Here is a 14,770-nt window from a genome sequence, read left to right as displayed (position 1 = left end):
GGGGCAGTCGAACTATGTTTGCATATCCAGCTCATATGCCTGCACCACCACAATCTTGATCAAGGGGGCAGCCTCTGCCGCGGTTACCAGGATATATCGATAGTTTTTTTTGCAGGTACCTTTGGTCACATGACTTTCCAGGGTTGGCTAATGTCAGTTTCTGTAATAAGTTCATTGCAAGTGGTCTTTTTTTTTCGAACGTTCAACAATAATGATGATATGTCGATAGTATTATAAAACAGTATTTACAGGTATTCGTGAGGAGAGTTATGCTTCTATTACGTATTGATGAAGAGCGTTGTGTTCAATGTGGAGAGTGCGTTACAGACTGCCCATATGATGTATTATCTTTGGACGATGGTTATCCTACGGTAGTTGCTGAGCAAGAGGAGAGATGTATTGCCTGCCAGCACTGTTTTGCTGTTTGTCCCACCGGGGCTCTTTCTATCTTTGGTCTGAATCCTGATGAGTCCCTTCAATTGGGTAGTGCGTTCCCTTCCCAACAACAGGTTGCGACATTGATTAAGGGGAGACGCTCTGTTCGCAGATATCGTGATGAGCCGGTTGCCAGCAGTGTTATCGCCGAGTTACTTGAAGTGGTAGCCAATGGCCCCACTGGGGTGAATAATCGACAGCTGCTGTTCACTGTTGTTGAAGATCAGGACTCCATGGCAGCTCTGCGTCATGATACAATTGAGGGGATTCGCCGGGTGGATGGACGGGGAGGCCTGCCCAAGGAACTCGAGTTTTTTTCAGGAATCGTAGCAGCAGCCGATAATGGGGAGGACATCCTCTTTAGAAATGCCCCGCATCTCCTGATAGTGTCCACTCCTGCCAATGGCCCATCGCCTGAGCAGGACTGTCTGATTGCTCTGACCTATTTTGAAATTTTGGCGGCAGCAAGTGGTTTGGGGACGGTGTGGAATGGCTTGTGCAACTGGGCTTTGACCAGGATTGTACCCGAGGTTCTAGAGCGCTTGAATGTGCCAGAAGGTCATACCATTGGCTATATGATGTCCTTTGGTATACCGGCGGTAAAGTATTATCGGACGGTACAGAGGGGTGAGGTCAGGATCAACAGAATATGACTGGTGTTTATCTTATACGAAAAAGCAGTACTGTCCTCGACATTGCGGTGACGTCTGTTATCCTGTTATTCATTGGATATATCACGTATCGACTGAGTGTTGGACTGAACTATCGCTGGGACTGGGGGGTGATTCCTAATTACCTCTTTCGCTGGGATGGTGAGAATGAGCGCTGGGTCAGCAATATTTTAATCGATGGTTTTTTGACCACCATTCGTCTCAGTCTCTGGGCAATCTTTTTTGCCACCATTATTGGTGTCCTTATGGGAATACTTCGAACCCGGAAGCGTCTCCTGTATCGTATGATAGGACGCAGCTATGTGGAGCTTATTCGCAATATTCCGCCTCTGGTTCTGGTCTTTATCTTCTATTTTTTTGTATCCGATCAGCTGATGCTGTCCCTTGGAGTGGATGAATTTGTCCGCAGCAGAACAGGTCTGACTGCCCAATGGCTGAGTGTTACCGTTGCCTCACCTGAACTCTTTACAGCCTTTGTCTCAGGAGTGTTCACCGTGGCTTTGTTTCAGGGAGCCTATATTGCAGAGATTGTCCGGGCAGGGATACAGTCCATAGATAATGAACAGTGGGAGGCCTCGGCTGCACTCGGTCTCAGGTGGCTGCAGCAGATGCGGTTTATTGTCCTGCCACAGGCGACCAGACGTGTGCTGCCACCGCTCGCCAATGAATTTATAAATACCATTAAGTATTCGTCTATTGTTTCCATTATTTCAATTCAGGAGCTCACCTTCCAGGGAATGCAGGTGATGACCTCCACTCAGCGGACTAATGAGGTGTGGCTGACCATCTCCTTTATGTATTTTGTGCTTTGCTTTGCGGTATCACTTATCGCCCGCCGTCTGGAAATTTCTCTGGCTGAGGCCTCATTATAAAAAAGCCGCTAAAAGTTGTATTCCTTCGCTATACCTGCTACATTCTCCTCGAATTGATTCATCCCTGCTACCCACAATATCAGTAATATAGAAAATATATGTTCTATTCAAAAGTCTGTCTTCATACATTTGCCTACGTGCTGCCACCCCGTATTATAGGTTCCGATGCCATAGAGAAACGCCTGGCTCCATTGTACGAACGCCTGAAGCTTCCTGCCGGAAGACTGGAACTGATGAGCGGAATAAAAGAGAGACGGTTGTGGGAGCCGGGAACCAGACCGAGTCAGGGGGCAGCACTTGCTGGACAGGCAGTACTTGATAAGAGTGATATCGATCCCGACACCATAGAATGTCTTATTTTTACCTCGGTTTCAAGGGATATGATGGAACCGGCCACTGCTTCCTTTGTTCATAGTCAGCTGGGTTTATCGGAAGATTGTCTGCTCTTTGATCTGTCCAATGCCTGCCTGGGATTTCTCGACGGAATGGTGATGCTTGCCAATATGATAGAGCTTGGCCAGGTGCGTACTGGACTGGTGGTGGCAGGTGAAACGGCCGAGGAACTTGTGGAATCAACAATTCAGGCACTGCTTGACGATAAAGGTCTGACCAGGAAAAAAATAAAGCCAGCCTTTGCTTCCCTCACCATTGGTTCCGGTTCTGTGGCCCTCTATATGTGCAGTCTTCTCCCTGGGATGAATAAACCGCGCCTGATGCGTGGAGCCTGGAAAGCTAACACCAGGCATTCCGATCTCTGTCAGGGGGCACAGAGCGGCGCTGACACCACCCTTATGAACACTAACTCCGAGGAGTTGCTGATCCGGGGTGTCGAGACGGCTCATGCGACCTGGGAGGATTTTGCATCCATCCCCGGCTGGAGTGAGGATGATATTGACAGGTTTTTCTGTCATCAGGTGGGAACGGCTCATGCGCGGTTGCTTTTTGATACTCTCGGGCTGGATTTGAAAAAGAATTTTGAGACATTACAGACCTTGGGTAACGTGGGATCTGTGTCTGCACCTATTACCATGGCCATGGCCATGGAACAGGATTGTTTTCGGCCCGGTGAAAAGGCAGCCATGCTGGGGATTGGCAGTGGAATTAACTGCCTGATGCTGGGAATAAAGTGGTAATTATTGGCCACAGCGGCGCATCTGCACCTGATAAGGCTTGGACATATTAGGGCAAACTATTACCTGATTACCATCGAAACTCAGCTTTGCAATCCGGAGCTGTTCCGTGTCGATTATATGGGACGCCATAAACCCATCCCTGGGGGCTCTGCTGCGGCCGTCCAGACCGCAGATACCCATATAATCAAAACGGAACAACTCCTCAGGCGGGTAGGCTGAGGAGTTGTGGTAGTCAGAAACTATTATGCCAAGACCGGACAAAACACATATGAAACGCTGTGGCCAATCATTTCAGGGATGAGTCCTAAGGTGAAAAAAAACATGAAATCAGTTTTAACTGTGGAACAGGGGCGGAGTTTACTGCGACTTGCCAGGCAGACTATTGCTGTGAAGCTGGGTGTTGAGACAGACGTGGAAGCTGTGAATGATCCAGCACTTGATGTTGAATATGGTACTTTTGTTACCCTGAAGATCGGAGGGAACTTACGGGGGTGTATCGGTAATCTTTTACCCAGTGGATCGGTTGCGGAGGGTGTGAAACGTAATGCAATCAGCGCAGCCTTTCATGACAGTCGTTTCTCACCTCTCACTGCCGCAGAGTTTGATAATGTGGAAATTGACATCTCAGTGCTCAGTCAGCCGCAAAAGCTTGAATATAGCGATGGTGCCGATCTTATCAGTAAACTGCGGCCGGGTATAGATGGGGTGATTTTGCAACTCGGGCGTGCGGGTGCCACTTTTTTACCCCAGGTATGGGATCAGCTGCCTGCACCAGAGCTGTTTCTAAGTCATCTCTGCCGTAAGGCAGGGCTTGTTGATAGCGCCTGGAAGAATGATCACCCGAAGATTGAAATTTATCAGGTGCAATGTTTTGAAGAGGAAGAAGAATGAAGGAAGTGGTACTCAGTGACGAACTCAGCGAAGAGATGCGTAGAATCTATGAGGAGATGGCATCGAGTTATGATGTGGTGGCGCGCAGTCTGAATTTCAGCTGTGACGGCTGCCCGGATAACTGCTGTGATTCCTATTTTCTCCATCATACCTACGCCGAATGGGCCTATCTCTGGAAGGGTTTTTGTGAACTTGATGAAGCGAGGCAGCAGGAACTTGTCGAGCGCTCGAAGCAGTATATTCTTGAATGTGAGAAGGCTGAAGCCAGGGGGGAGCGTCCCCAGGTGATGTGTCCCTTGATTGATGAGGGACGTTGTAGCCTCTATACACATCGGCTTATGGTCTGCAGGACTCACGGAGTACCGGCTTCAATGCGGCGCCCGGATGGGCAGACCTTGCATTTTCCCGGTTGTTTTCGCTGCCAAAAAATCGTGAAAAAGAAATTTGTTCATGATTCTCAGGCCCCGCACGTGGAGCGAACACCGCTCCTGCAAAGGCTGGTAGCGGTGGAGCGGAAACTCATGGGCGAAAAGCTTCATTTGTATCCACGGGTGAAACTGACCATTGCCCAGATGCTGCTGAAGGGCCCCCCGGCTATTGCAACTCCCCACTGTGAACGGTCAGGGATTAAGCCTGATGTATAACCCCGGGGAAGAAATCGTCCAGATTGTTGACCGTAACAACATGGAGACAGAGGTAGTTCCAAGGCGTATTATGCGTGAGCAGGGTCTCATCCATCGCGCTTCCTATATCCTTGTTTTCAACGAACAGAAAGAGCTCTTTCTCCAAAAACGAACAGCCACCAAGGATTTGTATCCTTCCTGCTGGGATGTTGCAGCCGGAGGGGTTGTACTTGCGGGAGAATCCTACGAAGAATCTGCACACAGGGAATTAGCGGAAGAACTTGGAGTTGCAGGGGTCTCTTTTACCCCTCTTTTTGATCAGTACTTTGAAGAAGATGATAACCGGGTCTGGGGACGGATTTTTTCCTGTGTCCACAATGGTCCTTTCCAGCTACAGGAAGAAGAAGTTGCTTCCGGCTGTTTTATGAGTGTTTCTGATATTTTCAAATTGTCAGAAAATGAAGATTTTACCCCCGACGGGATTGATATACTGCGCAAGGTCGCACAATAGATGAATAAAAGACAAGTTAAACAACGGCAGAACAGAAGAAAAAGACTCCGCACGATTCGACAATGTGGAGTCATTTCAACAATGACTTCTGTAAAGCCCGTTAGTGTGGTTGAAAAAGTTGAAATTCCGGTTGTTGCAAAGGCAGCACCCGCACCGAAGCCGCAGAGACAGCCAGCAGGTAAAGCTGCGGCCTCCACGCCTCTGGACAGAAATCAGCAGGGAAAAAGAAAGCCAAGAAAATGGACTGTTTCACAATTTCCCGTGGAAACGGAAGAGGGAAAAACCCGTTTTCATGATTTCAGTCTCTCTCCAGGGCTTATGCACGGGATTGCGGATTTGAACTTCAGATACTGCACCCCCATCCAGCAGAAATCATTGCCCGATGTTATTGCTGGAAAAGATATTATCGGAAAGGCCTCCACCGGCACCGGAAAAAGTGCAGTATTCCTTATTGGAATTTTCGCTCGACTCCTCGGGGAACAGCAGCAAAAGCGTCGTAATGGAACTCCTAGGGCATTGATCATTGCACCAACCAGAGAGCTGGTAATCCAGATCGCCAAGGATGCAAGAGCCATAGCCAAGTATCTGCCCATGCGTGTGGCAGAGGCCTATGGTGGAACCGATTATGAACGGCAGCAGAAGAATATCAGGGACCGTCCGGTGGATATTCTGGTGGCCACTCCCGGGCGACTGCTTGATTTCTCCCGTAAACGGGTAGTACAGCTGGATCAGGCTGGTATTATGGTTATCGATGAGGCGGATCGGATGCTTGATATGGGCTTTATCCCCGATGTTCGCTCTATTATCCATAAGATACCAAACAAAGATAAACGTCAGACCATGATGTTTTCGGCAACAATTACCGAAGAGGTTGCCCGTCTGGCATCGCAGTGGTGTGTGAATCCCATTTCAGTGGAAACCGAGGCGGATAATATGGCGGTGGAAACTGTAACGCAGGTTGTTTACACACTCACCAGAGATGAAAAGTATCTGGTATTGTATAATATTATCAACAGTGAAAACTGTGATCGGGTCATCATCTTTACCAATATGAAACGGGATGCCAAGCGACTCCATGATCGTCTTCAGCGGGACGGTATAAGTTGCACCCTGCTTACGGGAGATGTTCCGCAACAGAAGAGAACAGCCCGTCTTGAGAGTTTCCGAAACGGGACAATAAAGGCAATGGTTGCAACGGATGTTGCCGGGCGTGGTATCCATATCGATGACATCAGTCATGTTGTGAATTTCACCCTTCCTTACGAACCAGAAGATTATGTGCATCGTATCGGGCGTACCGGCCGTGCCGGAGCTGATGGAATTTCCATCAGTTTTGCAGATGAGGAGAGTTCCTTTTATCTTATGGATATTGAGGAGTATATTGGAGAATCGCTTCCCTGTATTACACCGAATGAAGCCCTGCTGAAACCAATTGTACGAAAGAAATAGGTGCAGTGTTTAACACTTTAGTCCGTTGAGTTTGTTATGAAAAACCTGTCTGTGAGTTTTGTTCTTCTTCTTTTAATTGTTGCAGGTTGTGCTAAGAAGGCTCCAGATCCAATTGCGGTGCAACTCCCTACCCATTCCGTCAGTTATCTTCATGAGATTAAGCCGATACTCGATAAACGCTGTGCCGTATGTCACTCCTGTTATAATTCTCCCTGTCAGCTTAAGCTGAACTCCTACGAAGGGGTTGAACGAGGAGGGAGCAAGAAGTCTGTCTACAACGCAACCCGGTTGACCACCATGGATCCAACCCGGCTGTTTGTCGATGCTAAAACCACAGAGGAATGGCGGCAGAAGGACTTTCATACGGTGACCGAAAGCAGTGTTTCAGGTGGGCTGAACAATTCGCTTATGCTCCAGATTTTAAATCACAAGATGAAAAATCCAGAGTCCACGGGCGAATACCGTTCTGAGGCGGAAGATTTAACCTGTTCCGAGACTTCCATAGAGCTCGATGGCTATCTCTCTAAACATCCTAATCGTGGTATGCCATTCGGCTTCCCTCCCTTGAAACAGCAGGAGTTTGAGCTGATTGCGGGGTGGCTGGCTCAGGGTGCCAGGGGGCCAACGGATGCTGAACAGCAGGAGTTGACTTCGCCGAAGGTGGTGGATGCTGCTGAAATTGTAAAATGGGAAACATTTTTTAATAATCCGGATCCCAAGTATGCAATGACAGCCCGTTATCTCTATGAGCATCTCTTTCTTGCTCACATAAAATTTGATTCCGATACCAATGAGTATTACGAACTGCTTCGCTCCACGACTCCTCCAGGCAGTCCAGTCGAGCTTATTGATACGGTTCGTCCTTATGATGATCCTGGAACAGAAACCTTCTATTATCGTTTTCGAAAAATACATTCGACCATTGTCCATAAAACACATATGGTCTTTGATTTTGATGATGCCGCACTTGCCCGTTATACAGATTTATTTATCGATCCGGACTGGCTGGAGGAGCCACATCTCGTAGGCTATAGTGAATCTGGCAGCGCTAATCCATTTGACAGTTTTGGACAGATTCCACCTCGTTCCCGTTACCAGTTTCTTCTCGATAATTCTCATTACATCATTATGACGTTTATTCGTGGCCCGGTTTGTCGTGGTCAGATTGCTTTAAATGTTATCCATGACCACTTCTGGGTCATGTTTCAAGACCCGGATCATGATTTGAGCGTTCAGTATCCGGGCTTCCTGAAATTGCAGAAAAATAACCTGATCATGCCCATTGAGAAGGGAAGCCGTTTTCCGGTAATAGACTTGGTTGGAAATAAGTATGATAAGGCCCTTTCGGCATATTACGAAGCGCGCCAGAACTATTATATGACCCATAATTATGACGGACAGGGCTATGATGCAATCTGGAAAGGTAATAAGGCCAGTGATAGTCCCATCCTGACGGTGTATCGTCACTTTGATAGTGCCTCGGTGCATAAAGGCGTTCTTGGTGATCTGCCTCGAACAATGTGGGTTATGGATTATCCACAGTTAGAGCGGATCTACTATGCCCTGGTTGCAGGGTTTGATGTCTATGGAACGTTGGGCCACCAATTGGCTGTTCGCTTATATATGGATGGCCTGCGGGAAGAAGGGGAGAGTTATTTCCTCGGATTCATGCCGGAGGAACAGCGTAGATCCATGATGGAATCCTGGTACAAGGGAGTTGATCCCAAAAATGTTACCTACTATGATGCAGGTATACCATCAAAAATACAATTCAAGACCGATGATCCAAAACGGGAATTTATAGAAGAGATTGTCAATAATTATATCCTCCCGGAAACCGGTATCAAATTTGACAGGGTCAACTATCTCCCTAAAGGGAAGGAGTTTCCTCCTCTGCCAGATCAATATGAAACCATGGCCGATTATCTTCAGGCCTTTCGATCCGTTTCTCAACCCGGGACCGAATTTTTTTCACTGGTCGATGATTTTAATGCCAATGTGGTTTATGTCCGTATTCGCAAAAATGATGGCACCGATGCTGTGGTTTCTCTAGTCATTAATCGCTGGCATGATAACGTTACCTTTATGTTTAATGAAAAAAAAGCCCTGGATCCCACAAAGGATAATGCGGATTTTCTTGTGGGATTTTACGGTTCCTACCCCAATTATTTTATAGATATTCAACAGGATGATTTACCGGACTTTTTTGATCTGTTGGCGAACCTCAGTAAACTGAGTGAGGAGGAAGCGTCCATGCGCTTTCGGAAATACGGGATTAACCGGGCCAATACGAATTTCTGGGAGCATTATGACTGGTTCCAGGAGCGTTTTAACAGGGAGCAACCGGTACAGTCGGGTCTCTTTGATTTGAATCGTTATTTCTATGAGGCCTCCGCGGCATCCCTACCAGTCGATTTCTAGGAGTGAAGGGCGTGACGGATTGAACTGTCACGTCTTGCTCTCTCTTTCCATGACTGAATACTACTGTTTAGAGGTGGAGAGTTAACTGTAAAGGAATGGCCTGGAAGGATAGATTTTTTTGTACTCTAGAAATCAACAAAAGTTTATCGGATCGCCTGTAAATTAGAACTTCTTTCGAAGTCTGCGGGTCTCTCGTGCTTTCTTAGATGGGGGAATTTTTTTTGTCCAGCGGTAAGCCAAAACGGTCCTGACCGAGTAGATGGATGCTATCAGTTGCAAAGAGTGAGAGAAAACTGTTATCGGCCAGATTGCAGCGAAATCCTTTGCAGGATAAAGGCCGGTAATTATAAATTTTACAGCGGTAAAGACCATTGCGACGTTCAAGGAAGATACAGCCCTTGTCATCCGGGTGGATCATGTAGACCTTTCCCTTCTGTTTGTTTTCTTCAATAAGCTGTTCAAGAGGTTTTTCCCGAAGTTCACGCAGGGTGGCATCAACACCAACATGACCGCCCATCTTTTTGATAAACTCTGGTTCATCACCCTGAAGAAGTACTTTTTTGTACTTTCTGCAACAGGTGCCGCATTGTCGACATTCCTGGAGAAGGGTCTTCAGGTGGTCGTGGTCGGGGGGATTGAGTGTCATGATATGTCTCCTGTCAGATTGTCCAGAATTGCCGCATGGGGTGGCCGTCGAGGAGTTTATCGGCTCGTGGTACGGGTAAAAAACCAGGTCTGTCAAAATTGTTCTGCAGCAGGGCATCGATTGTAGCAAAAATTGACTCTTCAAGACTTACCGGATTGTATCCTCCTTCCAGAATAAAGAGGAGGCGATTGTCACAGCTGTCTGCTGCATGCCGCCGTAAAATATGAGTGATTGTGGCAAACCACTGAGTGCTCAGGTTTGTACCGCTGATGTTGTCATCTTTGTGGCTATCAAATCCTGCTGAAACGAGAATAAATTGTGGCAGGTACTGTTCCACCAGGCCCTGAAGGGTTCGTCCCAGGATATAGGTGTACTCACTGTCACCAAACTGAGCGTGTACCGGCATGTTAATGGTAAAGCCTTCGCCCAGTCTGCTTCCCACTTCTTCCCGTTCTCCGGTGAAGGGGAAAATGCCCTTTTGGTGAATAGAACACACCATAACCTCGTCTGTTTCGTAGAAGATTTCCTGGGTACCGTTGGCATGGTGAACGTCAAAATCGAGGATCAGGATACGGCGCAGACCATAGGTATTGCGAAGATATTCTGCGGTAAGAGCCACGTTGTTGAAAATGCAGAAGCCCATACCTCTGCCAGGAGTTGCATGATGCCCTGGAGGGCGAATAAGACCAAAGCCGTAGTCAATGTCACCTTCCATAATGCGATTAGCGAGCGCAAAACAACCACCTGCTGCCAGGCGGGCGGTGGGAAGAGATTCTTCCATGAGGTAGGTGTCTTTGTCGTATGAATAGGGGTCGGCTTTTATGGCATGTTCACGCAACTGTTCCATATAAAAGGGTGAATGAGCAACGGTGATTTCAGCATCCGTTGCCTCCCTCGGCCGAATATGGCTGAAACAGTCATCTGTAAGCTTCTGTTGCAGCTTTAGGTAGAGACTGCGCAGCCGATCAGGATTTTCCGGAGTCGGATTTGAGATTGAATGATGCAGGTATCTGTTATCAAAAACGAGTCCGAGCTTATTCATAATGGAATTGATAGATGGGATGGCTGTGATACTTATCTGCCGTCAGTCGGTAAAGGTGCCCTGTCCTTTTTTCCTGCTGGTCGTCATATAGAAGTGATTCCATGAGTTCAAAACCCAGTTTGCTGAGACAACGCTGCTGGGCAGTATTGTTGATATCGGTATACATTTCGACGGCTTTGATAGTATTCATCCGGTCAAAGATGTGCATGATGAGAAATTTCTGAATTTCCGTACCATAACCCTTTCCCCGCTCCTCCGGCAGGGCAACCTTCACAGCCATGGTGATGGTGTTTCCACCACCATGGGGCTTCCAGTAGTGAGCTGTCCCGATTGGACGGCCAGTTTCTTTTGTCTCCACAAAGAACATTTTCTCCCTGTCGCTCCAGAGGACACCGGATTGGATCTGGGCCTGCATCCATTCAAGATTGAACTTTTCCGGTGTCAGATAGGGACCGCATGCTGTTGCAGAAAGACTCCACTCTACAACAATAGGAAGGTTTTCTTCCTGAATTTTTGCAAGAGAGAGTCTTCTGGTAAATAATTTATCACCGTATAAATTCATACTCAGTCTTACCGTAGGTAAAGAAAATAGTATCGTTCGTTCATTGCCTTTACATTTCACTTACAGCGATGCTGAGCTCTTTGCTGGACGTTGCCAGTTTGTTCAGTGCTTCAATGGTACCGTCAATGGAGAAGTTCACAGCCTCCGTGGATTCTTTGTTTTCCTGTGAGGATCTGGTCACACTGGTGATCTGAACTTTAACATCCTGGCCGTTGTCACTGAGGATATCGGCCTTCTTGTCCAGTTCTTCAACAGCAGTAGATATGGTAACAATACCGGTGGAAATTTTGTCCATGGCTTCAAGAGCTGTCTGAATAACTTCACTGCCATCTCCAAGCATTTTCATGCCGTCTTTCATGGCAACGATGGTGTCTTTGGATTCGTGTTCCACCTTTTTCACGATATTGGCAATATCCACCGCTGATTTCGAAGAGTTTTCTGCAAGTTTTCGGATTTCATCTGCAACCACAGCAAAGCCTCGTCCCGCATCTCCGGCACGAGCTGCTTCAATTGCAGCATTAAAGGCGAGAAGGTTTGTCTGGGAAGCAATATCCTTGATGATATCTACGAATCCACCAATTTTTTCCAGTTGATTGACAAGGTTACCTACCATGTCGTTGGAACTTTCCATGGATGCGTTGATGGCCAGCATTTTCTTTTCTGCATCTGCTCCGGCCTTTTTCCCCTGTTCGGCATCCAAGGAAACTCCGTGTGCGAGTTCACTGGATTGAGTTGTCAGTTCCACCATCTCTTTAGCGGATTCAAGCATGTCATCTATTGTTGTGGAGGATTCATCCAGTAAAGCAACTTCCTTGTCAATGAGTTCATTCATGGCTGCCATATTTGCGGTTGCTTCAGCCATTTTGGAAAGAGAGTCGGAAACCAGTGTTTCCACTTCCGAGGAGGCGCTGTTAATCAACTGTTCCACCTTTGCCTCTGCGGTCACATCGACCATATACTCAAGTCCGCCTTTGACGTTTCCTTTGGCATCTTTGATGGATACACTGGTTACTTTGACAGGAACGTCTATACCGTTGATTCGGGAAATATATTGATTTGAGATTGTTTTATTCCCGCTGATAGCCTGTCTGACTCCACACTGTTCCGTGTTACAACCTTCTGAGCAGAAGAGTTCATGACACTTCTTGCCAAGGGCATCTTCCACACTTAATCCTGCCATTGCAGCTCCGGCAGGGTTGATATAGGTGATGTTGAAGTCGAGATCCATGGCATAAATAGGATTGGGGATCACGTTGAGATTTTCTATTTTTTCATTGGCATCCTGGCGTTGTTTGGCCTCATCGGTAATGTCGAGGACAAATTCAAGGGCTCCCTTAATGTTTCCCTTGGCGTCTTTAATAGGTGCGCCGGTATACTTGATTGGAATTATAATACCATCCTGAGGACGGGCGATGGTCTCTTCGTGGATAATTCTGTCTTCACGCATGGAACGGCCAACCGCACATTTTTCTGTCTGGCAGTGGGATGTTTTGAAGAGGTCGTAGCATTTTTTACCGATAACCTGATCAGGGGTTGACCCGACGACTCCGGCACCAGCGGGGTTCATAAAGGTGATGTTGAAATCCGTGTCAACGGACATTATAGGAGTGGGAATGGCATTGAGGTTTTCAATTTTTTCATCGGCATCCTGCTTTTGCTTGGCCTCTTCGGTAACATCAAGAATGTATTCCAGGGCTCCCTTGATATTGCCCTTAGCGTCTTTAATAGGGGAACCGGTATATTTGATTGGAATAATAACACCTTCAGACGGTCGTGCGATGGTGTGCTCTGTAATAACTGAATCGGTTTTCATGGCGTTTGCGCAGGCACATTTTTCAGTTTGACAGTGAGGTGTTTTGAAAAGGTCAAAACATTTTTTGCCCACCACTTCATCTGGAGTCAAGCCAACAACAGCTGCTCCAGCCGGGTTCATAAAAGTGATATTGAAATCTGTATCAATGGACATGATGGGCGTAGGAATGGTGTTGAGATTGTTTATTTTTTCCTCCGCCGCCTGTTTTTGGGCCGCTTCTTCTGTGACATCAAGGATATATTCCAGAGCGCCCTTAATGTTGCCTTTAGCATCCTTAATAGGAGACCCGGTGTATTTAATGGGAACAATCACACCCTCAGCAGGCCGTGCAATGGTGTGCTCTGTGATAACCGAATCGGTTTTCATGGCGCGGGCGCAGGCACATTTTTCAGTTTTACAATGGGGTGTTTTGAGGAGGTCAAAACATTTTTTGCCCACCACCTCGTCTGGAGTTAAACCGGCCACCGCAGCACCAGCCGGGTTCATAAAAGTGATATTGAAATCTGTATCAATGGACATGATGGGTGTAGGAATGGTGTTGAGATTGTTTATTTTCTCATCAGCCGCCTGTTTTTGCTGTGCTTCTTCAGTAATATCTAAAATATATTCCAGGGCCCCTTTGATATTGCCCTTGGCGTCTTTAATGGGAGACCCGGTGTATTTGATCGGAACGATCACCCCTTCAGCCGGCCGTGCAATTGTGACATCAGTAACCACAGAATCCGTTTGCATGGCGCGGGCACAGGCACATTTTTTAGTTTTACAATGGGGTGTTTTGAAAAGATCGAAACATTTTTTCCCAACCACTTCATCGGGTGTCATCCCTGCAACGGCAGCACCAGCCGGGTTCATAAAGGTGATATTGAAGTCTGTATCAATAGACATTATGGGGGTTGGGATGGTATTGAGATTGTTTATTTTTTCATCAGCTGCCTGTTTTTGCTGTGCTTCTTCAGTAATATCTAAAATATATTCCAGGGCCCCTTTGATATTGCCCTTGGCGTCTTTTATCGGTGCTCCGGTGTATTTTATAGGCACAATAATTCCGTCAGCGGGGCGGGCGATGGTTGTGTCGGTGACCACCGAGTCCGTTTTCATAGCGCGGGCACAGGCGCATTTTTCAGTTTTACAATGCGGTGTCTTGAAGAGATCGTAGCATTTGCTTCCAATCACTTCATCCGGCATCTTTCCGGCCACAGCCGCACCTGCCGGATTCATAAAGGTGATGGTGAATTTATCATCAATCTCCATGATGGGTGTTGGGATGACATTGAGGTCTGTTTCCATCTGCCTGAGTTTTGCTTCCATCTCCTTGACCCTGGTAATATCTGTCATGGAGACCAGAGTGCCCTCCTGTGCTGGCATGGGGGTTGCTTTGGAGTGGTACCAGTTGGCAGCGCTTCCATTATTTGTGTAGAATACGTCTCCTTCTGCTGCTTTTTTTATGCGTTTTGATTTAACGATGGGACAGTCTTTTGTCCCACAAAGATGTGAGGGGCATGCCTCTTCACAGGTCAGTTTGTTGATAACTTCAGTTTTCTTGAGGTGAAATTCTTTTAAGAAAGCATCGTTGGCCCAGGTGATGGTCATGTCATTATTGACCAGATAGCTTGGATCCGTTAACAGTTCAAAACCTGCCCTTTCTGTATTTGTTTGATTTGCTGTTGAAGTGGCCATCATTCTCCTCCTTGTAGAGTTTCT

Annotated in this window: 13 protein-coding genes; 9 read left to right on the top strand and 4 right to left on the bottom strand. The window is 47.0% G+C overall.

The window, feature by feature from the left end; genetic code table 11:
• Nucleotides 1-269: 269 nt before the first annotated feature.
• The 9 genes from UWK_RS04830 (at nt 270) to UWK_RS04790 (ending at nt 9,006) form a co-directional block, all read left to right on the top strand.
• Entirely contained in the window at nt 270-1,088 is an 819-nt protein-coding gene (locus tag UWK_RS04830) for a nitroreductase family protein (RefSeq protein WP_015403232.1), read from the top strand.
• Complete coding sequence (locus tag UWK_RS04825) at nt 1,085-1,978, top strand: amino acid ABC transporter permease (protein WP_015403231.1); 894 nt, start codon at nt 1,085-1,087, stop codon at nt 1,976-1,978. Before UWK_RS04830 ends, UWK_RS04825 begins: the two co-directional genes overlap by 4 nt.
• A gap of 98 nt (nt 1,979-2,076) precedes the next feature.
• Nucleotides 2,077-3,111: a 3-oxoacyl-ACP synthase III gene (locus tag UWK_RS04820; RefSeq protein ID WP_015403230.1), complete on the top strand. Its 1,035-nt coding sequence runs from the start codon at nt 2,077-2,079 to the stop codon at nt 3,109-3,111.
• 3 nt (nt 3,112-3,114) lie between these two features.
• On the top strand, nt 3,115-3,330 hold the full coding sequence (locus tag UWK_RS18915; RefSeq protein ID WP_083907199.1) for a hypothetical protein: 216 nt from the start codon (nt 3,115-3,117) through the stop codon (nt 3,328-3,330).
• Nucleotides 3,331-3,432: 102 nt separating this feature from the next.
• Nucleotides 3,433-4,002, top strand: coding sequence for an AmmeMemoRadiSam system protein A (gene amrA, locus UWK_RS04810; RefSeq protein ID WP_041916672.1), 570 nt, complete (start codon nt 3,433-3,435; stop codon nt 4,000-4,002).
• Nucleotides 3,999-4,646: a hypothetical protein gene (locus tag UWK_RS04805; RefSeq protein WP_015403228.1), complete on the top strand. Its 648-nt coding sequence runs from the start codon at nt 3,999-4,001 to the stop codon at nt 4,644-4,646. The genes amrA and UWK_RS04805 overlap by 4 nt, the downstream gene beginning before the upstream one ends.
• A complete protein-coding gene (yfcD, locus tag UWK_RS04800; RefSeq protein ID WP_015403227.1) occupies nt 4,639-5,136 on the top strand; it encodes an NUDIX hydrolase YfcD in 498 nt (165 codons plus the stop codon). The genes UWK_RS04805 and yfcD overlap by 8 nt, the downstream gene beginning before the upstream one ends.
• A gap of 81 nt (nt 5,137-5,217) precedes the next feature.
• Nucleotides 5,218-6,585, top strand: coding sequence for a DEAD/DEAH box helicase (locus UWK_RS04795; RefSeq protein WP_015403226.1), 1,368 nt, complete (start codon nt 5,218-5,220; stop codon nt 6,583-6,585).
• Nucleotides 6,586-6,621: 36 nt separating this feature from the next.
• The gene (locus UWK_RS04790) at nt 6,622-9,006 is read left to right on the top strand and encodes a fatty acid cis/trans isomerase (RefSeq protein ID WP_015403225.1); all 2,385 of its coding nucleotides are present in this window, start codon (nt 6,622-6,624) and stop codon (nt 9,004-9,006) included.
• A 202-nt stretch (nt 9,007-9,208) separates the two neighbouring features.
• Here the strand turns inward: UWK_RS04790 and UWK_RS04785 are convergent, their stop codons facing one another.
• From UWK_RS04785 to UWK_RS04770, 4 genes are read right to left on the bottom strand one after another with little or no spacing between them, the layout of a single operon-like run.
• Nucleotides 9,209-9,652, bottom strand: coding sequence for a YkgJ family cysteine cluster protein (locus UWK_RS04785; protein ID WP_015403224.1), 444 nt, complete (start codon nt 9,650-9,652; stop codon nt 9,209-9,211).
• A 13-nt stretch (nt 9,653-9,665) separates the two neighbouring features.
• Nucleotides 9,666-10,694: a histone deacetylase family protein gene (locus tag UWK_RS04780; protein ID WP_015403223.1), complete on the bottom strand. Its 1,029-nt coding sequence runs from the start codon at nt 10,692-10,694 to the stop codon at nt 9,666-9,668.
• Nucleotides 10,687-11,256, bottom strand: a complete 570-nt coding sequence (locus UWK_RS04775) for a GNAT family N-acetyltransferase (protein ID WP_015403222.1) — start codon at nt 11,254-11,256, stop codon at nt 10,687-10,689. Before UWK_RS04775 ends, UWK_RS04780 begins: the two co-directional genes overlap by 8 nt.
• 49 nt (nt 11,257-11,305) lie before the next feature.
• A complete protein-coding gene (locus UWK_RS04770; protein WP_153304823.1) occupies nt 11,306-14,749 on the bottom strand; it encodes a PAS domain-containing protein in 3,444 nt (1,147 codons plus the stop codon).
• Nucleotides 14,750-14,770 lie beyond the last annotated feature (21 nt).

Source organism: Desulfocapsa sulfexigens DSM 10523, assembly GCF_000341395.1.
Classification (GTDB): domain Bacteria; phylum Desulfobacterota; class Desulfobulbia; order Desulfobulbales; family Desulfocapsaceae; genus Desulfocapsa; species Desulfocapsa sulfexigens.
Note: the sequence above shows the minus strand (reverse complement) of the source record. Positions and strands in the feature narration are given on the sequence as shown.